The sequence below is a fragment of the Streptomyces capparidis genome (assembly GCF_054782095.1).
The window spans coordinates 13,428-33,304 of sequence record NZ_BAAGTD010000020.1 but is presented as its reverse complement, the minus strand read 5'-3'; the positions used below and the strand labels follow the sequence as shown (position 1 = coordinate 33,304).

Genomic DNA, 19,877 nt, shown 5'->3' with positions numbered 1-19,877 from the left:
GCCGGTGCTTCTCGCCGAGCCCCACCCGGCGGGCCTCCGCACGCGGCCGGGGTGGCGCCCGGAACCAGGCCCTACAGCTCCTCCACCACCACGTCCACGCCCCAGCACGCCCCCCGCCGCCGCGGCGCCGTGGCCTCCACCCGGTGGCCCAGGGACTCCAGTGCCCCGGCCAGCTCCTCGGGGCTGCTCGGCTCCACCCCCGACGCCAGCAGGTCCCGCAGCAGCCGTCCCTTGGTGGCCTTGTTGAAGTGGCTGACGACCTGCCGCCGCTCCACCCCGTCCACGACCCTCGACTGGAGCACCCGCACCGCGACGGTGCGCCCGGCCACGTCCCCCTTGGGCTTCCACGCCGCCGCGTACGCCGCCGACCGCAGGTCCAGCACGACGCCGTCCCCGGCCGCCTCCGGCAGCACCCGCTCCATCGGCCCGCGCCAGTGCGCCGCCAGCGCCCCGAGCCCCGGCAGCCGCACCCCCATGGAGCACCGGTACGGCGGGATCCGGTCGTCCACCCGCACCGCCCCCCACAGCCCCGAGAACACCAGCAGCCACGCGGACGCCCGCCGCCGCGCCGCCCCGTCCAGCGAGGCGAGCCCCAGCGCGTCGTACAGCACCCCCGTGTACAGCTCCGCCGCGGGCAGCGCGGGCGCCGTCCGCACGGCCGCGTTCTTCCCCACCTCGCCCCGCAGCCCCCGGCTGAGCCCCAGCACCTCCGCGGCCTTCTCCTCGTCCCCCGAGCAGAGCCCGACGAGCTCCTCCAGCACGGCCTCCCGCGCCGCCCCCAGCCCCGGCAACGCCAACGCCCCCGGATCGACGGCCGCCCCGGCGCCCCCATCGGCCTTGCCCTCGGACGGGGGAAGCAGCACGAGCACCTCGGACTCCTGACGAAAGAGAGCGAACACGACCCGCGCAGGATAAACCGGCCCCGGCCCGGGGCTGGGCGTCCGGGGCGTCCCCGGAGGTCGACTACCATGGCACCACGGCAGACGAGCCGAGTGGGCGGCCGCGTCAGGACTCCGGTCCTGCCGAGGAACGTCCGGACTCCACAGGGCAGGGTGGTGGGTAACGCCCACCCGGGGTGACCCGCGGGACAGTGCCACAGAAAGCAGACCGCCGGGGGCCTCGCGCCCCCGGTAAGGGTGAAACGGTGGTGTAAGAGACCACCAGCGTCCGGGGTGACCCGGACGGCTAGGTAAACCCCACCCGGAGCAAGGTCAAGAGGAGCCGAGGCGATCGGCTCTGCGCGGACGTTCGAGGGCTGCCCGCCCGAGTCCGCGGGTAGACCGCACGAGGCTGTCGGCAACGGCAGCCCTAGATGGATGGCCGCCTCCCGGCCGACCGCGAGGTCGACCGGAGACAGGATCCGGCGTACAGCTCGACTCGTCTGCCGCCGGAACCACGGCCGAAGGCCCTGAGGACGGGGAAGGCCCTGAGGACGGGGGAGATCCCGCTCAGGGCCTTCGGCGTGTCCCGGGGCGTGCCGCGGGGACGGCGTTCCCGGCGGCACCCCGACTCGCCTTCCCCGCCCCTCGCCCCCAGCCCTCCGCCCCCCGCGCCCCCCTCACCCCCCGTGCGGGCACGTGTCGCGGTACTCGCTGATGGCGGGGAGGGCGGGGGGCGGGCACAGGTGGGTGTCGTAGCGGGTGTCGCCGTCCAGGAAGCGTTTGAGCCAGACGACGGTGTACGCGCGCACCGTCGGCTCCGGGGCGAGTTCGAAGTCGTGGCCGCTGCCGCGCAGTTCCAGGTACGCCTTCTCGGGGGCCGCGGTGAGGGTGGCGTAGAAGCGTTCGGCGTGCGCGGCGGGGGAGGCGACGGTGTCCTTCTCCCCGGCGACGACGAGCGTCGGCACCCGCACGCCGGACCAGTCGGTGTGCAGGTGCCACGGGGCCATCGGGACCGCCGCCCGCAGCCCGGGCTGCTTGCGGGCGGCCTCCAGCGCGGCGCCGCCGCCGACGGAGTGCCCGGCGACGGCCAGCCGACCGGGATCGACCCGGTGCCGGAACGGGCCGCCGCGGGTGAGGTGGCGCAGGGCGGCCAGGAGCTGGTCGCCGCGGGCGGCGGGCAGGTCGAGGGGGCTGAGGGTGTCGATGGTGAACACCACGAACCCGTGGGAGGCCAGGTGGTCGGCGAGGCGGGCCAGGGTGACGCCGGGGGCGGCGAAGCCGGGGGAGAGGGCCACCGCGCCGAAGCGGCCCGCCCGGGGTGTGGCGGGGTGGGAGACGGTGCCCCCGCCGAACCCGGTCGCCTCGGCGGCGGGGACCCGGTGGCGGGTGACCTGGTGCGGCCCGGCGGCGGAGAGGCGGGCCAGGTCCGGTACGGGGGAGGGCGCGGCGGCGGTGGGGGCCGGGCCCGCGCCGAGGGCGAGCGCCGGGGCGAGCAGCAGCCCGGCGAGCGCCCGCGCCGTCCGCGTCCCGGGCCCGGGGCGCCGCCGCCCCGGGCCCGGGCGGCGCCCGGTCAGGCCGCGTCCTCGACGTACAGGAACTCCGGGCCGTAGGACTCCCGCGGGCTCGACGGCAGGCGCATGCCCATCAGGGCGCGGGCGGTCTCCCGCATCATGCCCATGGAGCCGATGGCGCTGCCCAGCAGCCTGCGGCGCTCCGCGGCGTCCGCGGTGCGCCACACCGTGTGCAGGGAGCGCAGCATCGCGCTGTAGTGGCCGTTGAACGCGTCCAGCTCCCGCTGCACATCCGGTGCGGGCTTGTTCTCCGGGTCGTTCGACCAGCCGCCGTCGGGGATGCGGGCCATGGGGTGGGTGACGGGCATGGGGACCGGGTCGCCGGTGAACGTCCAGGTGCCGCTCGCCTCGTCGCGGACCAGCTTCCTGCCGTGGTAGATCTCGCGGAAGACGTAGTAGTGGGCGAGCTCGCCCTCCTCGCCGGGGAAGGGGTTGTCGGGGGAGGTGGTGGTGCCCTCGCCCTGGGCCATGATGATCTCGATGGCCGCCCCCGCGTCCTCCAGCGTCCGGATGGGGACGATCGCGTTGCCCGCGCCGTGCGTGCCGGAGAGGTCGAACTCCATCTGCGGGCCGGGGTTGCGGCCGAACAGGTGACCGTGGCGCTCCAGGACCCGCCACAGCTTGTCGTAGAAGGCGCCGATGGAGGTGTGGGTCTCGTCGGGCCGGATGGCCCTGGCCAGCGGCCGGTCCGGCTTCTCGATCTGCGAGTACATGTCCGCGGCGTTCATGTCGAGCCTGCTGAGGTAGACGTTGAGCTGGGGCCGCACACCGCCGGGCAGGGGTCCCGAGTACTTCGGGACGACGTGCCGGTCGGCGACGACGGGCGCGCCGCCGATGGCGCTGAGGATGTTGCCGACCAGGCCGAAGTGGGACATCTCGTCGAAGATGATCTCCCGCACGGCCTTGTGCACCTTCGCGTCCCGCTGCGGGTCCTCGATGGACCACAGGCCGCAGGCGTACGGGGGGATGGTGGCCAGCTCCAGCATCACGGCCCGCTGGAGGGCGTCCTTGAGCCACAGCTCGTCGCAGTCCTTGTCCTCGATCAGCATCAGGCCGACGATCGCGTCGCTGCGGTAGTCGAGGATCGCCGTCGCCGTCGTTGCGCTTGTCGCCATGGGTGTGCCCGCCTGTCGGTGTGGGGAGGGAGCGGTTTCCGGTGGACCGGGGTGATGCGAGGGTATGGGGCTTTGCGGGGGATCGGTCACATTCGTCCCCGGCCGGAATCTACTGCTCCCACCGGCCCGACGCGGGCCGGTGACGGGGCGGCGGGGAGCGGTTCAGCCGTACGGCTGCCGGGACGGCCCCCTACGCCAGCGCCGCCACCGCCCGGGTGAACGCCCCCGGCCAGCGGGCCGCCGCGGGGACGATGCGGGGCGCCAGCCCCGGCCGGTGGCGGGCCCACAGCAGGGCGGCGGTGAGCAGCCGGTAGCGGCGCGAGGCCCGGAGCCACGCCGCCTCGTACTCCTCGGGGCGGCCCCGGCTGACGCACTCCACCAGCGCCGCCGCCCCGGCCAGCGCCACCGCCACGCCCTCCCCGGTGAGCGCGTCCACGTACCCGGCGGCGTCCCCGACCAGCAGCACCCGCCCGGCCGTGCGCCGCCGCGCCGTCTGCCGCAGCGGCCCGGCGCCCCGCACCGGCCCGGCCCGCCGCCCGGCGAGACGGCGGGCCAGGTCGGGGAAGCGGGCCAGGTGGTCGTCGTACGGGGCCCGCCGCGTGGTGAGCACGGCCACCCCGACCAGTCCCGGCCCAACGGGGGTGACGTACGCCTCGGCGTCGGCGGACCAGTGCACCTCCACGTGGTCGCTCCACGGCGCCACCGCGTAGTGGCGGCGCAGCCCGTACCTGGCCGGGGCGGGCGCGGGGCGGTGCAGGCCGAGAGCGCGGCGGACGGGGGAGTGCAGGCCGTCGGCGGCGGCCAGGTGGCGGGCGGTGAGCCCGGCGGCGGTCACCCGGTCGCCGTGCTGGGTGACGGGGCCCGCGGCGCGGGGCAGCACGGGCACGCCGAGGGCGGCGGCGCGGGCGGCCAGCGCGGAGTGCAGGGCGGTGCGGCGCACCCCGAGGCCGGGTCCGGCCGCGGCGGGGAAGTCGGCGGTGACGGTGTGCCGCCCGTCGAGGTAGCGGATGCCGTGCAGCGGCTGCCCGGGCGGGGTGACGCCAAGGGCGCGCAGCGCGTGCACGGCCCCGGGCATCAGGCCCTCGCCGCACGCCTTGTCCACGGGCGCGGCGCGGGGTTCCAGGACGGCGGTGTCGAGCCCGGCGAGCGCCGCGCCGATGGCGCAGGCCAGCCCGGCGGGCCCGCCGCCCACCACGAGCAGGTCGAGCATGGCAGGGGAACTGTAGGGGCGCGGGGGCGCCCGGCGCGGCCCGCGCTGGCCCGTTCAGGGGTAATCCGTCATCCGAACGAGTCCAGCGACCGGCACGGGCCCCGGGCCTTCCGTACCCTCCACCGCACCATGACGCCCTCCCCGTCGCCGCCCCTGCGCGGGCTGCCCGCCGCCTGTCATCCTCTGCCCACCGCCGCGGTCACGGTCCTCACGACCGCGCTGGCCGCCGCCTGCGGGCACTCCCCGCCGGGCCTGGCGCTGGTCGGCCTGGCCGTGCTGGCGGGCCAGTTGTCCATCGGCTGGAGCAACGACTGGCTGGACGCCCGCCGGGACCTGGCGGCGGGCCGGGCGGACAAGCCGCTGGTGACGGGCCGCGCCGACCCGCGCGCGGTCGGCCGGGCCTCGGGGGCGGCGCTGGCCGCCTGCGTGCTGCTGTCCGCGGCGACGGGCCCCCTGGCGGCGCTCGTCCACCTGTTCGGCGTGGCGGGGGGCTGGCTGTACAACCTCGGGCTGAAGCGCACCGTGTGGTCGTGGCTCGGCTACGCCATGGGCTTCGGCGCCCTGCCCGCGTTCGTCGTCCTGGCCCTGCCCGGCAGCCCGCGGCCCGCCTGGTGGCTGGTGGCGGTCGGCGCGCTGCTGGGGCTCGGCGCGCACTTCGCGAACGTGCTGCCGGACATCGCGGACGACCTGGCGACGGGGGTGCGCGGCCTGCCGCAGCGGCTGGGGCCCGCCGGGGTGTGCCTGGCGGCGCCGGTGCCGATGGTGACGGCCGTCGCCGTGCTGGCCTTCGCCCCGCCGGGGCCCGCGGGCACCGCGGACTGGGCCGCGGTGGCGGTCAGCGCCGCCTGCGCCACCGCGGGGCTGGCCCGCCCCGGCCGCGACCACCGCCGCGACCCGGTCCCCTTCCGCACCGGCATCGCCGTCGCCGCCATCGCGGTGACGCTGGCCCTGACCCGGGCCCCGGCGCTCCTCACCTGACCGGTGGGGGTTCCGGCGGGGATGGAGGAGGGTTGTTTTCCTCCGGAGGCCAGGGGGCTCCGCCCCCTGAACCCCACCGGGGCTTCGCCCCGGGCCCCGTTGGGTGGAGGAGGGTTGTTTTCCTCCGGAGGCCAGGGGGCTCCGCCCCCTGAACCCCCACCGGGGCTCCGCCCCGGACCCCCCGGGTGGGGTGAAGGGGAGGGCTTTCCTCCGGAGGCCAAAGGGCTCTGCCCTCCGGACTCCCACCGGGGCTCCGCTCCGGGCCCCGTTGGGGGGCGTCCCTCCGGAGGCAACCCCCTGGCGGGGGTCCGGGGGCGCAGCCCCCGGTGGGGGTCCAGGGGGCGAAGCCCCCTGGCCTCCGGAGGAACGCTCCCCAGCCCCCGCACCCCTCCACCGGGCCGGGGCGGAGCCCCGGCCCGGGAAGCCCCCTGGCCTCCGGAGGAAACCCTCTCCCTCTCCCCACCAAGCCCGGGGCGGAGCCCTCTCCCCCAGAAGACCCCAAACGCGACGCGCCACGCGCACCCCTCTCAAAACGCCCGTAAACCCCATCCGGGCTGTCTACGCTGCCCGCATGGCTGCCCCCACCCCGCCCCACCCGCGTGTCGCCGCGGTCGGTACGGCCCTGCCGCCGTTGCGCTTCCGGCAGGAGGACATCACCGCCACGTTCGTGGAGCACTGCCTGCCCGAACAGCACCCCGCCCGCCGCACCACGGCCAGGATCGGGCGCAACACCGGGGTGCGCACCCGCCACTTCTGCCTGCCCCTGGAGCGCTACCCGGCCCTCACGGACTTCACCGAGAGCAACGCCCTGTGGCTGGAGCACGCCCTGGACCTGGGCGAGGCCGCCCTCCTCGCCGCGCTGGACGCCGCGGGCACCGCGCCCCGCGAGGTGGACCTGCTGGTCGGCACCACCGTCACGGGCCTGGCCGTGCCGTCCCTGGACGCCCGCCTCGCCGCGCGGGTGGGGCTGCGCGAGGACGTGACCCGGCTGCCGCTGTTCGGGTTCGGCTGCGCGGGCGGCGCGGCCGGGCTCGCCCGGGTCCTGGACTGGCTGCGCCACCGGCCCGACGGGGTGGCGGTGCTGCTCGCCGTGGAGCTGTGCTCGCTCACCTTCCAGCCCGGCGACGCGGGCCCGGCGAACCTGGTAGCGACCAGCCTGTTCGGCGACGGCGCCGCCGCCGTGGTGGCCGTGGGCGCCGACCGCGCCGCCGCGGGCCCCCGGCTGATCTCCTCCCGCAGCCGCCTGCACCCCGGCACCCTGGACGCGATGGGCTGGCACATCGGCTCCGACGGCTTCCGCGTCGTGCTCTCCCCGGGCGTGCCCGAGATGATCGCCACGGTGCTGCCGAAGGAGGTGCACGCCTTCCTGGACGGGCACGGCCTGACCCCGGGCGACGTCGCCACCTGGCTGTGCCACCCCGGCGGCCCGAAGGTCATCGACGCGATCATCTCGTCGCTGGGGCTGCCCGAGGAAGCCCTGGCCCTCACCCGGGCGTCCCTCGCCAGGACCGGCAACCTCTCCTCCGCCTCGGTGCTGCACGTCCTCGCCGACGCGATGGCGGGCGGCTCCCCGCCGCCGGGCAGCCCCGCCCTGATGCTGGCGATGGGCCCCGGCTTCGCCACCGAACTCGTCCTGTTGGCGTGGTGAGCGCCGTGACCGGCCAGGCCCTCGTCACCGCCCTCGTCGCCGCCGTCGCCGCGGAGCGCCTCGCCGAGCTGGTGGTGGCCCGCCGCAACGCCCGCTGGGCCCTGGCCCGCGGCGGCCGGGAGCACGGCGCGGGCCACTACCCCGTGATGGTGGCCGTGCACGCCGGGCTGCTCGCGGGCATCCTCGTGGAGGTGCACGCCGCCTCCCGCCCGTTCCTGCCGGTCCTCGGCTGGACGGCGCTGGCGCTGGCCCTGGCCGCGCAGGTGCTGCGCTGGTGGTGCGTGGCCACCCTGGGCCCCCGCTGGAACACCCGCGTGATCGTGGTGCCCGGCCTGCCCCTGGTGACCGGCGGCCCCTACCGGCTGCTGCGCCACCCCAACTACCTGGCCGTCGCCGTGGAGGGCGTGGCGCTGCCGCTGGTGCACTCGGCCTGGGTCACCGCCGCCGCGTTCACCGCGCTCAACGCCGCCGTCCTCGCGGTGCGCCTGCGCGTGGAGAACCGCGCCCTGCGCACCGCCCCGGCCGCCGCCTGACTCTCACCGCCGGGGCCCGGCCCCCGGGGGCACCCCGGTGCGCCTGCTCTGCGCCGCGGACGCGGGCGAGTCCGCGCCGCGCGCCGCCGCCACCGGCAGCACCGGGGGCGGCGGCACCACGGGGCGGCCCTTCGGCGGCAGGTACCCGGGCAGTCGCCAGGTGCCCCACGCGTACGGGTCGGCCTGCGCGCCGCCGAACGGCGCCCACGCCAGCCGGGTCTGCCCGGTCCCGTCCGGCGTGTCCGAGTCGTACAGCAGGACGTTCGCGCCCAGTTGCGCCGGGTCGGCGGCGGCGGGCAGCGCGTCCAGCGGGATCCGCACCTCCACCCGGTACCCGTCGGCGCGCAGCACCGCCGCCCGCCCGATCGCGGGCGCGGGTCCCTGCCGGTGGTCGGCGTCCCTGGCCGCGCAGGGCCCGCGGCCGTGCGCGGTGTACGGCAGCACGGCGGCCTTCAGGGTGGTGGAGGTGTCGTCGGACACGCCCCGCGGGTCGAGGGTGATCTCGACGGCGTCGGTGCGCCAGTGCCGCGTGCAGTCCGCCGCGTCCAGCGCCGCGCCCCGCGCCTCGTCCCGCGCCTCCACCAGCACGTACAGCGCGTCGCCGTGCCGGGCGAGCCGGACCGCCGCGGAGCAGTCGGCGGCGTCCCGGCACCGCTCGCCCTCCCAGTGCGCCAGCCGCAGCACCCCGCCCGGGTACTCGCCGGGCCCCGCGGCGCCGTCCAGGACGGGCGTCCGCGCGCTCACCCGCACCGCCGCCGCGGGCCGCGCCGGGTACCGCGGCTGCGCCCCGTTGGCCAGCCACGGCATGCCCTGCGCGCGCGCCCAGTCCCGGAACTCGCCGTACAGCGGGCGCAGCCCCCGCTGCTCCGCCACGGCCGCCCGCACCGGCACCCCGTTCTCGGCCAGCACCGTGAACCAGTCGCAGCCCAGTTCCTCCCGAGGCACGGCGACCCTCTCCGGCAGCGCCGCGAACCCCTGGGTGCGGTACTCCCGCGCGGCGGCCCGCTCCACCTGCGCCCACGTGGTGCGCCGCGCCCGCGACCACGCCCCCTCCCACACCCCGACCACGGGCAGCCCGGTCACCGGGTCCTCCCGCCTGCCCTGGGCGCATCCGGGCCCGGCCGGTCCGGCGAAGCCCCAGTGCTGGGTGAGCAGCCGGGAGGCCCGCCACGGCCGGTACCCCTCCTCGGTGAGCTGGCGGGGGAACGCGGACGCGTCGGCGGCCAGCCGGAACGCCTGCACGGCCAGGCGGCCGGACAACTGGTGCCCGCCGTGCTGACCGAACGGGCGCGGGTCCATGGTGACGACGGTCCGCGGGGTGGTGGCCCGGATCAGCCGCACCAGCCGCTCCAGGGTGTCCGCGCGGCGCGGCGGGCCGTCCCACACCCGGGCGGTCAGCGGTGCCGACAGCGTGTACCAGAAGTCGGGCCTGTCCAGGTGGTACACGTCGCGGATGCCCGCGTGCGCGACCGCGGCCCGCTGCTCCCGCTCCCGCGCCAGCCCGAGCGCCGCGCCCTCCCGCGTCCCCTCCGCGTCGCCGCCGCCCTCGCCCCGGGTGACGGTGGCGACGGCGACCGACTGGCCGTCCCGCTCCCGCCACTGCCCGAACGCGGCCAGCGACGGGTACTCGTCGTCGGGGTGGGCGCCCACGAACAGCACGTCGGCGTGGGCCCGGGTGGCGGAGCGCCCGGCCGCCCGGCTCTCGGCGGGCGGCCCCTGGCAGGCGGCGGCGACGGCGGCCAGCACACACACCCCGGCCACGGCGAAGGCTCCTCGCATGAGATGACTTTCCGCCGCCCCCGCGCCGGTCACCCCGTTTCCCGGCCCGCCCGCGCCGTGTCTCCCCCGAACGGAGCAGCCCTCGCACGGGCGGGCGTGTACGGCGGGGTGCCCGGGCGGGGCCGCCGCCGCGTCACAGCGGGCGGTGCGCGGTGAGCGGGACGCCGCGCGCCAGGTGGTACAGCCGCCCGTCGTCCAGCAGCAGCGACTTCCCCCGCTGCGCGGGTTGCAGGGCGAACAGATCGACCACCTCGTGGTAGCGGTCGCCGACGCGGATCCAGTCGCGCAGCCGGATCGTGGCCGCGTCCACCACGACGACCTTGGCGGGCAGGGGCACGGGCATCAGGCGCCCCCCTCGCCGACACCGCGCAGCGCGGCCGGGTCGGCGGTCCACTCGCGGCCGCCCCGCTCCGGGCGCAGGAACGCGACGAGCGGCCCGCGCACTCCCGTGTCGTAGTGGAGCCGGGCGGCCGGAAGCAGCGCCATGAGAACACCGACGCGTTCGGTGGCCGGGTCGAGCAGGAGTTGACCGACCTTCAGGGCCGCGGAGTCAAGGTTCTTTTCCATTCTGCCTTCCCTCAATTCCCCTCGTCGGCTTTGGGAACCGGTCGGCCGAGCGCCCGGAAGTGGTTGTCGATCTCCACGTTGAGGATCTTGAGGCGACGGCTGAGGTCGGCGACGCGGCGGGACAGGTCGGCCATGGCCTGCGGGTCTTCGGTTTCGCGGGGGTGCGGGGTGCGGTCGGGGAATTCGTCAGAGTGTTCGGATTTCATTGACACGGGGAAACCTTTTGGGGCGGGTGGAATGCGCTCGGGGCGAGCGGCAATTGACAATGCGTATCGCAAGAGTCACGCCCCGCCCCTACTATCGGAAGCGCCTCAGTTCCCGTGCAATAGGGGGGAGTTTCGATCATGCGCAAAAACGCACTGACGCCCGACCGTTCCGTCCGCCACTTCTTCGGCGCGGAGATGCGCCGCTACCGCGAGAACGCCGGGATGACGCTGGAGGGCCTGGCGGGGGTGGTGCACTTCGCCCGAAGCCACCTGTCCCGCATCGAACTGGCGGAAAGCATCATCCCCACGGAGCTCCCGGCCAAGCTCGACGCGGCGTTCGGGACGGACGGACACTTCGTGCGGCTGTACGCGCTGGCGAAGAAGGAGGTGCACCCGGACCGGTACCGGCGGGTCATGGAGCTGGAGACGAGGGCCCGGATCATCCACCAGTTCGCGGGGGACGTCGTGCCCGGTCTGGTGCAGACGGAGGAGTACGCGCGTGCGCTGTTCCGGGTCTTCGGTCCCAGGCAGACCCCCGAGCAGATCGAGGAGAAGGTGCAGGCCCGCATCAGCCGTCAGGAACTCCTGCGTGCCACGCCCCCGCCGGACCTGACGATCGTCCTCGACGAGGCGGTGGTGCGGCGCTCCGTCGGCGGACCCGCCGTCATGCGCGCCCAGTTGGCCGCGCTGATCAAGCAGGTGCAGGCTCCGCAGATCACGATCCAGTTGCTCCCGTTCGCGCACGGGGAGCACGCGCTGCTCGGGGGCTCGCTCAAGCTGATGACCTTGGAGGACAGGACCCAGGCCGCCTACGAGGAAAGCATCGCTACCGGCACGTTGTTCGAGGACGAGGAAAGCGTCAGCGAGCGCCGTCGGCACTACGATCTGATTAGGGCCTGCGCTCTGTCGCCTCGCGACACGGCGGCTTTCCTCCGATCCGTCCTGGAAGGACTTTCCGATGAGCACCACCCCCGACCTCTCGAGCGTGGCATGGGTTAAATCCAGCTACAGCAACGGTGACGGCGGCGACTGCGTGGAGTGGTCCCCCACCATAGCCACGACCTCCGGCCTCGTCCCCGTCCGCGACAGCAAGGACCCCACCGGCCCCGCCCTCCTCTTCCGCCCCGAAGCCTGGACCGCATTCATCACCGCCGTCGCAGAAGGGAAGCTGCGCCCGTGAAATGGATCAAATCCAGCTACAGCAACGGCGCTGGCGGCAACTGCCTCGAATGGTCCCCCTCCCAAGTCGCCGCCACCGGTCTCGTCCCCGTCCGTGACAGCAAGGACCCCGACGGCCCCGCCCTCCTCTTCCGCCCCGAGGCGTGGGCCGCCTTCATCACCGCCGTCACCGACGACCGACTCTCCTGACCTGCTCCGCAACCGGCGAAGCCCCTGACCCCCACCAACCCGGGCCAGGGGCCTCGCCCCGGTGCCTCAGCAGCACTGCCAGAGGAACCGCCCCTCCTTGCCGTCCGGTGACACGAACGCCCAACCGGCCCCCGCGTCACCGAAGTTGACGAAGAATGGCAGCTCCTCCGTCAACTGCGCCACCAGCTCCCAGCCCTCGCCGGGGTGCTCGTCCTCCTGCACCCACTCCGGCAAGGCGCCGGGACCGCCCAGGAACACGGAGGTGTGGCGCTCCGCCGGGCGCGGCAGGTGGTCGTCGCCCGCGGTGGGGCCCTCGGCCCGCGCCCGCACGGTGACGAACTCCGGTACCCGGCCGCCGGGCTGGACGATCACCGCGTTCTCCCCGCCCTCGGGGTCCCAGGTGCCGGTGGGCGCGTTGTCGTACTCGCTCATGAACACATAGGCCAGGCGGCCCCCGTCCAGCGCGAACTGCCCCAGGAACTCCATGGGCTCGCCGGAGCTCGCGCCCAGCGGCCACTGCGGCTCCTCCAGCCACACCGGCTGCCCGCCGACCTTGGTCACCGGCTCCCGGACGGGGCCGTCGGCGGGCACGAACTCGATCCGCTGCTCGGACACGGAAGACTCCTCTCACATCGCGCGGCACCGCACACCCTGACTCCCCGAACGCCAGCCCCGCCCACCGACACCCTTCCCCGTCGGCGGGCTCGGCCTCAGGCCCCCATCTCCCCCCTGAAGACGAGGTACAGCGCCTCCCTCTCCCCGACGACCAGCAGCCGCCGCGCGTCCTCGTGGACATCGACCGTGCCGTCGGCGTCGTGCCAGAACGCGCCGGTGCCGACGGCGTCGGCCCAGGCGAGCATCCGGCGCTCCGGCCCTCCGACCCGCTCCAGCGGCCCGGCGAGCAGCTCGTCGATCAGGGGGTCCACCAGCTCGCCCGGTGCCGCGGCCTGCTCCCGGCACGCCGCGCGGAACGCCTCGACCTGGGCGAGGAGGGTGCCGCCGTCCAGCGGGAGCATCGGGTCGCCGACCGCGAACCACCCCTCTGCCCGCGGCTCGGCGGGGTCGGCGAGGACCAGGCAGTCCCGGCCGGGGTAGTCGTCGCCGTCCTCGTCGGCGATCTGCTCCGGCGTGGGCGCCAGGTGCCGGTGACGGCCGAGCCAGTCGCCCGCGCCGTAGTCGTAGTAGACGTCCATGTGGTCGTCCGGGTACTGGTCGTGCCAGGGCGTGCTCTCCCACCAGGCGCGGACGGCGGTGAGACGGTCGGGGTGCCCGGGGTCGATCCCGTGCGGCCGCCATCCGACGGAGAACGCGGCGCGCCCGTCGCACCCCAGCAGGGCCGCCAGCACCGTCCCGGCGCACACGGCCCGCCCCCGGGCCTCGGTGAGCCCGTGTTCCTCCGGCGCGATCCGGGCTCCGTCCGGGCAGCCCGCGAAGGAGCACGCCGGGTCGATCGGCTCGCCGCCTCCGGGGCGGGGCACGACGCTGACGCGGACCAGCCCGCCGTTCCACGACAGCACCACATGCGTCTCGTCCTCCGCGACCGCGCCGGTGGCCGGGTCCGCCACCGTCACCAGCGCCGCCTCCCGCCCCTCCGCGTCGAGCACCGCGCGCAGGTCGGCGGCGAGCAGCGCGACGCGCCGCGACGGCGTGCCGCCCCCGGCCCGCAGGGCGCGCTCCACGGCCGAGGCCGCCTCCGCCACCGGGACGGTCCGGCACGCGCGGGGCTCGCGCCGCACCCGCCCGGCGGAGTCCACGGCCCCGAACAGCCCGCTCCCCGGCAGCGCCTCCGGCGTCAGCTCGACGTCCTGCCCCGTCGTCCGCGCCGCCGCGAGCACGCCGGATCCCGCGGGACCGTCCTCGCCGAGCCACCGGTCGAGCAGATGCACACGGACCGGGATGTCCACGAACTCGTCCCAGCCGTCGTCAAGAAGCCCTTCGCTCTGCTGATCGCAGCGCTCGGAGTGCCCGACGAACTCCTCCACCGCGTAGCTGTCCCGCACCCGAAACCTCCCGGCGACCGACTGTCCGCGCAGTCTCCCGCACCCCACCGACAGCCCCGGGCACCAGCCCGCCCACCACCCGTGCCCGGTGAGCCCCCACTCCGCCCGCAGGTACCCCGCCGACCCGGCCGCCGGGTACCCGATCACGTCCTCCGGCAGCCCGTGCACCGGCGCGCACCGGTCCGCGGCGGCGGCCCGGCCGCGCGGGCCGGGGCCGCGCGCCGCGGCTCGTGGCAGGGGTGACAGGAGTCGAACCTGCGACATCCGGTTTTGGAGACCGGCGCTCTGGCCTGCTGAGCTACACCCCTTCGACGCCGATCACCCTGCCACGGCGGAACCGCCCGCCGCCACGGCTTTTCCCGGCGGCCCGTCCGTCCGCGGACGGCGGCGCGGCGGCCGCGCCCGGACGGGCCCGCGCCCGCCCTCCGGCTAGGCTCGGCACTCCGAGCCTTCGTCCGACACAGGGAGGCCGCGCATGGAACCGGTGGAACCGCGGCGCCGCGGGACGGGCGTCGATCCGTGGCACGGGCGGTACGCGCAGCGGGCCGCCGGGATGGTGGCGTCCGAGGTGCGGGCGCTGTTCGCGGTGGCGTCCAGGCCCGAGGTGGTGTCGCTGGCCGGGGGCATGCCGAACGTGTCGGCGCTGCCCCTGGACGCGGTCGGGGCGATGATGGCGGAGCTGGTCGCCGAGCGGGGGGCCGTGGCGCTCCAGTACGGCTCGGCGCAGGGCGACCCGTCGCTGCGGGAGGCCATCTGCGAGGTGATGGCGCTGGAGGGCATCGACGCCCACGCCGACGACGTGGTGGTGACGGTCGGCTCCCAGCAGGCGCTGGACCTGGTCGCCCGGGTGTTCCTGGACCCGGGGGACACCGTGGTCACCGAGGCGCCCACCTACGTCACCGCGCTCGGGGTGTTCGCCGCCCACCAGGCCCGGGTGGAGCACGTCCCCATGGACGGGGACGGGGTGGTCCCCGAGGCGCTGGGGGAGGTGTTCGCCCGGCTGGAGGGCGAGGGCCGCCCGGCGAAGCTGTTCTACACCGTCCCCACCTTCTCCAACCCGGCGGGCGTCACCCTGGCGGACCGGCGGCGGGCGCGGGTGGTCGAGGTGTGCCGCGCGGCCGGGGTGCTGCTGGTGGAGGACAACCCGTACGGGCTGCTGTACTTCGACGGCGGGCCCCGGCGGGCGCTGCGCGCCGACGCGCCCGGCGACGTCGTCTACCTCGGGTCGTTCTCCAAGACCCTCGCGCCGGGGCTGCGGGTCGGGTGGGCGCTCGCCCCGGCGGCCGTCCGCGACAAGCTGGTGCTGGCCGCCGAGTCGGCGATGCTGTCCCACTCGGCGTTCGCCCAGCTCGCCGTGGACCGGTACCTGCGCACCCAGCCGTGGGCGCAGCAGCTCAAGCAGTTCCGCGAGATGTACACCGAGCGGCGCGACGCCATGCTGCGGGCCCTGGCCGACCACATGCCGCCCGGCGTGAGCTGGACCACCCCCGGCGGCGGGTTCTTCGTGTGGGTGACCCTGCCGCCGGGGCTCGACGCCAAGGCGATGCTGCCCCGGGCGGTGTCCGCGCGCGTGGCGTACGTGCCGGGCACCGGCTTCTACGCGGACGGCACCGGGCGGCGGCACATGCGCCTGTCGTTCTGCTACCCGCCACCGGAGCGCATCCGCGACGGCGTGGCCCGGCTGGCCCGGGTGGTCACCGCCGAGCTGCGGATGCGGGAGACCTTCGGGACGGCGTCCCCGCCGCGGGCCGCCGGACCCCAGACGCCCGGCCCCGACCTGGTGTGACGACCCGCTGTGACGACCTGCGAGCCGAGGAGGACCCATCGTGAGTGACCTGGAGCGGGTGGTCGTCGTCGCGGGCGGCCTGTCCGCGGAGCGCGAGGTGTCGCTGCGCTCCGGCGCCCGGGTGAGCCGGGCGCTGCGCCACGCCGGGGTGGAGGCGAGCGTGCGCGACGTGGACGCGGGGCTGCTGGACGAACTGGCCGCCGACCCGCCGAGCGCGGTCTTCCCCGTGCTGCACGGCATCGCCGGCGAGGACGGCACCATAAAGGAGGTGCTGGAGCTGGCGGGCGTGCCGTACGTGGGGGCGGCGCCCGGGGCGTGCCGGACCGCGTTCGACAAGTCCGTCGCCAAGGAGATCCTGACCCGGGCGGGCGCGCGCACCCCCGAGTCGGTGACGCTGCCCAGGGAGGCGTTCCACGACCTGGGCGCGGCGGCGCTGACCGCGCGGCTCGCCGAGCGGCTCGGGCTGCCGCTGTTCGTCAAGCCGCGCGCGGGCGGATCGGCGTTCGGGGTGAGTCGGGTGGACGCGGCCGAGCAACTGCCCGAGGCGCTGATGGCGTGCTTCGCCCACCACGACGAGGCGCTGGTGGAGCGGTGCGTGACCGGCACGGAGATCGCCGTCGCGGTGGCCGACCTGGGGGAGGGGCCCGCCGCGCTGCCCGCCGTGGAGATCGTCCCCCGCGGCGGCCGGTACGACTACACCGCCCGGTACACCGCGGGCGCGGTCGAGTTCTTCACCCCCGCCCGCGTCCCCGAGGCGGTGGCGGCCGAGGCGGCGCGGGTGGCCCTGCTGGCCCACCGGGTCCTGGGCCTGCGCGACCTCTCCCGCACCGACATGATCGTCACCGGGTCCGGCGAGGTCTTCGTCCTGGAGACCAACGTCGCCCCCGGGATGACGGAGACCAGCACCTTCCCCATGGCCCTTCAGGCGGCGGGCCGCGACTTCGGCGTCCTCTGCCGCGACCTGGCCGCCAGGGCGGCGGCCCGCGCCCGGCGGTGAGCGCCGCCCCGGGCACGGGACGACCCCGCCCCGGCGGCGGGACCGGGGCGGGACCCGGTCACGAGTGGGTGCCGATCCAGCCGTCCTTCGCGATGTCGGGGGAGAGGTTGGTGTTGCCGTACACCGCGCCGTTGTTCTGCGCGCTCAGGCAGGGGCTCGGGCTGGTCAGCAGCGGGCACAGGTAGTGCGAGTCGGCGTAGTAGTGGAAGCGCATGCCCCGCCGCCACTCGCAGGTGCTGGTCCACACGGCGTTGCCGTTGTAGCTCTTGTTGTCGGTCGCCAGGCAGGTGCCGGTGGCCTTGTTCTGGAGCTGGTGGTGCGGGATCGGGCTGTCCGGGTCGGAGCCGCGCCAGTCCCACTGCTGGAAGTTGCTCCCGTTGCAGGTCGCCATGAACACACGGGAGGTGCCGCCGTCCAGCTTGCCGCCGGTCAGGCACTGGTCGCCCATGCCCACCCACAGGTTCCGGAAGGTCCAGTAGACGGGGGAGGGCGCCGCCTGCGCGGGGGCGGGCAGCATGACGGCGACACCCGCGGCCAGGGAGAGGGCCGCGACCAGGGTGCCCAGGCGCTTCTTGAGCCAGGTGGACTTCATGGCCGAAACGTAGCGGGGGAATTTGTCGCCCCACCAGCACCGAACGCACGGCCCGAGCGGAGGAAACGGGCGAGAGCCGCTGAATTCCCGGGAGATTTCCGACGGGCGACGGGCGGCGGAAACCCGCTGTTGGGCGGGAGTCCGCAGTCCGTTGACCACTCGCGGGTGAGCGGGGCCGCGGCCGTCCCCCGACTTTCCGTCGGCGAACCGGAACATGACACTCTGTCGAACGCGAGGTGACGGGAAGCCGTATTGTGCGGACGATCGGTGACGTTCGAACGGATATCCGGCTAGGTTTTCCGGCCATGACGTTGACCAGGCTCAAGAAGTCCGCCGCCGCCACCTTCGCCCTCCTCGCGGTGACCGCGGCCGTCGGCATCGGCGCCCCGACCACCGCGAACGCCGCCGCCGAGGCCCCCACGTACTGGAGGTTCATGAACAGCAAGTTCGGGACCCACTGCCTGACGAGCGGGGAGAGGAGCTCGGACGGCACCGCCAGGGCCTTCATGAAGTGGTGCGACTCCAATAGCTGGAACCAGCAGTGGGACTGGCGCGGCAACGACACCACGGACCCCCGTTTCCACCAGTTGCAGAACCGGGCCACCGGCCTGTGCCTGGCCACCGACGCCAAGACGGACAAGAACTCGGTCTGGCTGAGCACCTGCGAATGGCGCAACGGCATGCGCTTCCGGTACGACTTCAACACCGACGCCGGAACCGGGGGGACGCTCTGCGCCAACCTCATCCGCTACAACCAGTACACCTGCCTGACCACCGAGTCCTCGGGCGCCGTGTACAACGGCACGTGGGACGGCGAGTGGGAGGCCAGCCACGACTGACCCCCGTGTGCCGCCGGACGCGCCCGCGGGGCGGCCGCCCGCCCCGCGGACCCCGGGCCGGGCGACCGCCCCGGCCCGGGCGTCACTCCGCCGCGCGCTCCTCCCACGGCCACGTCCCGTCCCGGCCCGACTCCAGCAGCCCGATCATGCGGAACGCGGTGTCGGTCAGGCCGCCGAAAGTGTGCCGGTTCCGCTCGCCGGACGGGGCGTGGCCCACCCGGTACCCGGCCAGGTTCCACGTGTACATGGGGACGCCCGCCGGGACGGACTCCGTCACCTCCACGGCGTCGTGGGAGGACTGCTCGTCGGTCAGCACCACCACCCGGTCGTGGCCGGAGAACTCCCGGCGCAGCGCCAGCGCCGTGTCCGTGCCGCCGCCGAGGAACCAGCCGCCGTCCTTCCACCGCCCCAGCGCCTTCAGCAGCGACTCGCCCGGCAGCAGCGGGAACGCCTTGGTGAGCGCGCCGGGCGGGTCGCCCCAGTACCGGCGGGAGCTGGAGAACGACACCACGTCGGCGGACGCGCAGCGCAGCCCCAGCGCGATCCCGAACAGCGCGGCGGCGTCCCAGCGCATCAGCGTCCCGTCGCGGGAGAACCTGCTCTGCATCGAGGTGCTGGTGTCCACCAGCACCAGGGTGCGCCCGCGCAGCACCGGGATGTTCCCCAGCGACGCCATCAGCGCCTTCTCCAGCGCGTGCCCCCAGCGCAGCGAAGGCGCCGCGTTGTACGCCGAGTAGAACCGCATCGGCAACTGCCGCGACCGCGCCACCCGCCCCGGGTCGCCCAGCATCCGCGCCACCCCCTCGGCCGCCTCGTCACCCACCCCGGCCTGGTCGAAGTTCCTGAGGTTGCGGAGGAGCGCCATGAACCCCATGGACGGGATGACGGCCTCCCACGCCGCGGCGTCCATCGGGCCCTGGAGCCAGCCGGCGAGGGCCTCCCAGGTCATGCCGGCGGCGGCGAGGATGTCCGCGGCGCCGGGGCGGGTGAGCAGGGCGCGGCGGTCGGGGACGGGGAGGCGGGCCAGGTCGGCGCGGGCCCGCAGCAGGGGCAGGGACGGCGGGACGTCGTCGCCGCGGCCGTGGCGGCGGTCGATGGCGTGCCGGAACAGCTCGCCCTGCTCGGGGCCGGCCGGGGAAGGGTGGGTGAGCTCCAGCACGTCCGCGAAGCGGAAGCCGCGCGCGGCGGTGTCGTACTTCAGCAGCGACCGCTCGGTGTACAGCTCCCGCACCGCGTCCCCGACGCCGCGCTTGACCGGCTTGGGGATGGCCCGGCCGTGCCGGGACGTCCAGTAGGCCAGCAGCTCCCCGGGCTCGTCCGCCCGCCTCAGGACGGAGGCCACCACGCGGCGGTGGGCGGCGGCCGGGTCGGCCGGGGCGGGCTCGCCCGCGGCGAGGCGGGCGTGCACGTACTCGGCGGCGCCCACCAGGGACGCCGAGCGCAGGTTGGCCTCCGAGCGCAGCCAGCGCAGCAGGCGGGCGGTCCACGCCGGGTCCTCGACGGCGAGCTGCCGCACCAGCGTGCGGTACCGGTCGTCGCGGCCCTCCGCGCTCTCGTAGAACGTCTGCTCGCCCACCATGTTGGTGACGGCCAGCAGGAACAGCTCGCCCTTGGCGTCCCGCAGATGGCCGCCGCCGCCCTGGTGGGTGGCGGCGGTCGCACCGGTGGACCGCACCGGCGAGGTCACCGCGGGGCGGGCCGCGCGGGTGTTGAACTTGGCCATGAAGGCACTTCCCCCGTGGAACGGGGGAGGCGGAACGGCGGTGGCGCCCGAGGACATGGGGAAGCGGCGGCGGAACGATCGGAT

Annotated in this window: 21 protein-coding genes, 1 tRNA gene and 1 other RNA gene; 10 read left to right on the top strand and 13 right to left on the bottom strand. The window is 75.6% G+C overall.

Translation table 11 applies throughout. The features are described from left to right. Positions 1-71: 71 nt before the first annotated feature. Positions 72-899 carry a peroxide stress protein YaaA gene (gene yaaA / locus ACYVO2_RS17835; RefSeq protein WP_461008835.1) on the bottom strand — a complete coding sequence of 276 codons (828 nt, stop codon included), beginning with the start codon at positions 897-899 and terminating at the stop codon, positions 72-74. 85 nt (positions 900-984) lie between these two features. Here yaaA and rnpB point away from each other — a divergent pair. After that, an RNA gene (gene rnpB, locus ACYVO2_RS17830) (RNase P RNA component class A) lies at positions 985-1,384 on the top strand. A 174-nt stretch (positions 1,385-1,558) separates the two neighbouring features. Here rnpB and ACYVO2_RS17825 read toward each other — a convergent pair. The 3 genes from ACYVO2_RS17825 to ACYVO2_RS17815 all read right to left on the bottom strand — a co-directional run bounded on the left by ACYVO2_RS17825 (position 1,559) and on the right by ACYVO2_RS17815 (position 4,777). Then, positions 1,559-2,377 carry a dienelactone hydrolase family protein gene (locus ACYVO2_RS17825; RefSeq protein ID WP_461008927.1) on the bottom strand — a complete coding sequence of 273 codons (819 nt, stop codon included), beginning with the start codon at positions 2,375-2,377 and terminating at the stop codon, positions 1,559-1,561. A 74-nt stretch (positions 2,378-2,451) separates the two neighbouring features. Beyond that, entirely contained in the window at positions 2,452-3,567 is a 1,116-nt protein-coding gene (locus tag ACYVO2_RS17820) for a ferritin-like domain-containing protein (RefSeq protein ID WP_461008834.1), read from the bottom strand. Positions 3,568-3,757: 190 nt separating this feature from the next. Beyond that, a complete protein-coding gene (locus ACYVO2_RS17815; RefSeq protein WP_461008833.1) occupies positions 3,758-4,777 on the bottom strand; it encodes an NAD(P)/FAD-dependent oxidoreductase in 1,020 nt (339 codons plus the stop codon). 129 nt (positions 4,778-4,906) lie between these two features. On the opposite strand from ACYVO2_RS17815, the gene ACYVO2_RS17810 reads away from it, so the two are divergent. The 3 genes from ACYVO2_RS17810 to ACYVO2_RS17800 all read left to right on the top strand — a co-directional run bounded on the left by ACYVO2_RS17810 (position 4,907) and on the right by ACYVO2_RS17800 (position 7,936). Then, positions 4,907-5,755 carry a UbiA family prenyltransferase gene (locus ACYVO2_RS17810; protein WP_461008832.1) on the top strand — a complete coding sequence of 283 codons (849 nt, stop codon included), beginning with the start codon at positions 4,907-4,909 and terminating at the stop codon, positions 5,753-5,755. 571 nt (positions 5,756-6,326) lie between these two features. Further along, positions 6,327-7,403 carry a type III polyketide synthase gene (locus ACYVO2_RS17805; RefSeq protein ID WP_461008831.1) on the top strand — a complete coding sequence of 359 codons (1,077 nt, stop codon included), beginning with the start codon at positions 6,327-6,329 and terminating at the stop codon, positions 7,401-7,403. Further along, complete coding sequence (locus ACYVO2_RS17800; RefSeq protein WP_461008830.1) at positions 7,400-7,936, top strand: isoprenylcysteine carboxyl methyltransferase family protein; 537 nt, start codon at positions 7,400-7,402, stop codon at positions 7,934-7,936. Before ACYVO2_RS17805 ends, ACYVO2_RS17800 begins: the two co-directional genes overlap by 4 nt. 3 nt (positions 7,937-7,939) lie before the next feature. Here ACYVO2_RS17800 and ACYVO2_RS17795 read toward each other — a convergent pair whose 3' ends face one another. The 4 genes from ACYVO2_RS17795 to ACYVO2_RS17780 all read right to left on the bottom strand — a co-directional run bounded on the left by ACYVO2_RS17795 (position 7,940) and on the right by ACYVO2_RS17780 (position 10,488). Beyond that, complete coding sequence (locus ACYVO2_RS17795; protein ID WP_461008829.1) at positions 7,940-9,715, bottom strand: sugar-binding protein; 1,776 nt, start codon at positions 9,713-9,715, stop codon at positions 7,940-7,942. Between the two features lie 133 nt (positions 9,716-9,848). Beyond that, a complete protein-coding gene (locus tag ACYVO2_RS17790) occupies positions 9,849-10,058 on the bottom strand; it encodes a hypothetical protein (protein ID WP_461008828.1) in 210 nt (69 codons plus the stop codon). Next, on the bottom strand, positions 10,058-10,282 hold the full coding sequence (locus tag ACYVO2_RS17785) for a hypothetical protein (RefSeq protein WP_461008827.1): 225 nt from the start codon (positions 10,280-10,282) through the stop codon (positions 10,058-10,060). The genes ACYVO2_RS17790 and ACYVO2_RS17785 overlap by 1 nt, the downstream gene beginning before the upstream one ends. An 11-nt stretch (positions 10,283-10,293) precedes the next feature. After that, positions 10,294-10,488, bottom strand: a complete 195-nt coding sequence (locus ACYVO2_RS17780; protein WP_461008826.1) for a hypothetical protein — start codon at positions 10,486-10,488, stop codon at positions 10,294-10,296. A 138-nt stretch (positions 10,489-10,626) separates the two neighbouring features. Between ACYVO2_RS17780 and ACYVO2_RS17775 the strand changes: the two genes are divergently transcribed. Genes ACYVO2_RS17775 through ACYVO2_RS17765 form a run of 3 tightly spaced genes read left to right on the top strand, consistent with a single transcriptional unit; the run spans position 10,627 to position 11,856 of the window. Then, complete coding sequence (locus ACYVO2_RS17775) at positions 10,627-11,487, top strand: helix-turn-helix domain-containing protein (RefSeq protein WP_461008825.1); 861 nt, start codon at positions 10,627-10,629, stop codon at positions 11,485-11,487. After that, positions 11,447-11,668: a DUF397 domain-containing protein gene (locus ACYVO2_RS17770; RefSeq protein WP_461008824.1), complete on the top strand. Its 222-nt coding sequence runs from the start codon at positions 11,447-11,449 to the stop codon at positions 11,666-11,668. The genes ACYVO2_RS17775 and ACYVO2_RS17770 overlap by 41 nt, the downstream gene beginning before the upstream one ends. After that, positions 11,665-11,856 (top strand): DUF397 domain-containing protein, encoded by a 192-nt coding sequence (locus tag ACYVO2_RS17765; RefSeq protein WP_461008823.1) that lies wholly within the window; start codon positions 11,665-11,667, stop codon positions 11,854-11,856. The genes ACYVO2_RS17770 and ACYVO2_RS17765 overlap by 4 nt, the downstream gene beginning before the upstream one ends. A gap of 66 nt (positions 11,857-11,922) precedes the next feature. Here ACYVO2_RS17765 and ACYVO2_RS17760 read toward each other — a convergent pair whose 3' ends face one another. The 3 genes from ACYVO2_RS17760 to ACYVO2_RS17750 form a co-directional block, all read right to left on the bottom strand. Then, positions 11,923-12,471 (bottom strand): YwqG family protein, encoded by a 549-nt coding sequence (locus tag ACYVO2_RS17760; RefSeq protein WP_461008822.1) that lies wholly within the window; start codon positions 12,469-12,471, stop codon positions 11,923-11,925. A 95-nt stretch (positions 12,472-12,566) separates the two neighbouring features. Next, positions 12,567-14,024 (bottom strand): hypothetical protein, encoded by a 1,458-nt coding sequence (locus tag ACYVO2_RS17755; protein WP_461008821.1) that lies wholly within the window; start codon positions 14,022-14,024, stop codon positions 12,567-12,569. A gap of 63 nt (positions 14,025-14,087) precedes the next feature. Beyond that, positions 14,088-14,164: transfer RNA gene (locus ACYVO2_RS17750), tRNA-Trp, on the bottom strand. Positions 14,165-14,331: 167 nt separating this feature from the next. Between ACYVO2_RS17750 and ACYVO2_RS17745 the strand changes: the two genes are divergently transcribed. Together ACYVO2_RS17745 and ACYVO2_RS17740 are read left to right on the top strand one after the other, a co-directional pair. Further along, positions 14,332-15,642: an aminotransferase-like domain-containing protein gene (locus tag ACYVO2_RS17745; RefSeq protein WP_461008820.1), complete on the top strand. Its 1,311-nt coding sequence runs from the start codon at positions 14,332-14,334 to the stop codon at positions 15,640-15,642. Between the two features lie 40 nt (positions 15,643-15,682). Then, positions 15,683-16,639, top strand: coding sequence for a D-alanine--D-alanine ligase family protein (locus tag ACYVO2_RS17740; RefSeq protein WP_461008819.1), 957 nt, complete (start codon positions 15,683-15,685; stop codon positions 16,637-16,639). A gap of 58 nt (positions 16,640-16,697) precedes the next feature. Here the strand turns inward: ACYVO2_RS17740 and ACYVO2_RS17735 are convergent, their stop codons facing one another. Continuing rightward, positions 16,698-17,231 (bottom strand): hypothetical protein, encoded by a 534-nt coding sequence (locus tag ACYVO2_RS17735; RefSeq protein ID WP_461008818.1) that lies wholly within the window; start codon positions 17,229-17,231, stop codon positions 16,698-16,700. A gap of 305 nt (positions 17,232-17,536) precedes the next feature. Here ACYVO2_RS17735 and ACYVO2_RS17730 point away from each other — a divergent pair, with 305 nt between their 5' ends. Beyond that, the gene (locus ACYVO2_RS17730; protein ID WP_461008817.1) at positions 17,537-18,070 is read left to right on the top strand and encodes a hypothetical protein; all 534 of its coding nucleotides are present in this window, start codon (positions 17,537-17,539) and stop codon (positions 18,068-18,070) included. Positions 18,071-18,152: 82 nt separating this feature from the next. Here the strand turns inward: ACYVO2_RS17730 and ACYVO2_RS17725 are convergent, their stop codons facing one another. After that, positions 18,153-19,793, bottom strand: a complete 1,641-nt coding sequence (locus tag ACYVO2_RS17725; protein WP_461008816.1) for a TROVE domain-containing protein — start codon at positions 19,791-19,793, stop codon at positions 18,153-18,155. Between the last annotated feature and the right edge of the window lie 84 nt (positions 19,794-19,877).

Bases quoted from the DNA above. Each gene is read 5' to 3' on its own strand.
- ACYVO2_RS17820 (WP_461008834.1), bottom strand. From the start codon at position 3,567: ATGGCGACAAGCGCAACGACGGCGACGGCGATCCTCGACTACCGCAGC.
- ACYVO2_RS17815 (WP_461008833.1), bottom strand. From the start codon at position 4,777: ATGCTCGACCTGCTCGTGGTGGGCGGCGGGCCCGCCGGGCTGGCCTGC.
- ACYVO2_RS17810 (WP_461008832.1), top strand. From the start codon at position 4,907: ATGACGCCCTCCCCGTCGCCGCCCCTGCGCGGGCTGCCCGCCGCCTGT.
- ACYVO2_RS17805 (WP_461008831.1), top strand. From the start codon at position 6,327: ATGGCTGCCCCCACCCCGCCCCACCCGCGTGTCGCCGCGGTCGGTACG.
- ACYVO2_RS17795 (WP_461008829.1), bottom strand. From the start codon at position 9,715: ATGCGAGGAGCCTTCGCCGTGGCCGGGGTGTGTGTGCTGGCCGCCGTC.
- ACYVO2_RS17790 (WP_461008828.1), bottom strand. From the start codon at position 10,058: ATGCCCGTGCCCCTGCCCGCCAAGGTCGTCGTGGTGGACGCGGCCACG.
- ACYVO2_RS17785 (WP_461008827.1), bottom strand. From the start codon at position 10,282: ATGGAAAAGAACCTTGACTCCGCGGCCCTGAAGGTCGGTCAACTCCTG.
- ACYVO2_RS17780 (WP_461008826.1), bottom strand. From the start codon at position 10,488: ATGAAATCCGAACACTCTGACGAATTCCCCGACCGCACCCCGCACCCC.
- ACYVO2_RS17775 (WP_461008825.1), top strand. From the start codon at position 10,627: ATGCGCAAAAACGCACTGACGCCCGACCGTTCCGTCCGCCACTTCTTC.
- ACYVO2_RS17770 (WP_461008824.1), top strand. From the start codon at position 11,447: ATGAGCACCACCCCCGACCTCTCGAGCGTGGCATGGGTTAAATCCAGC.
- ACYVO2_RS17745 (WP_461008820.1), top strand. From the start codon at position 14,332: ATGGAACCGGTGGAACCGCGGCGCCGCGGGACGGGCGTCGATCCGTGG.
- ACYVO2_RS17735 (WP_461008818.1), bottom strand. From the start codon at position 17,231: ATGAAGTCCACCTGGCTCAAGAAGCGCCTGGGCACCCTGGTCGCGGCC.
- ACYVO2_RS17730 (WP_461008817.1), top strand. From the start codon at position 17,537: ATGACGTTGACCAGGCTCAAGAAGTCCGCCGCCGCCACCTTCGCCCTC.
- ACYVO2_RS17725 (WP_461008816.1), bottom strand. From the start codon at position 19,793: ATGGCCAAGTTCAACACCCGCGCGGCCCGCCCCGCGGTGACCTCGCCG.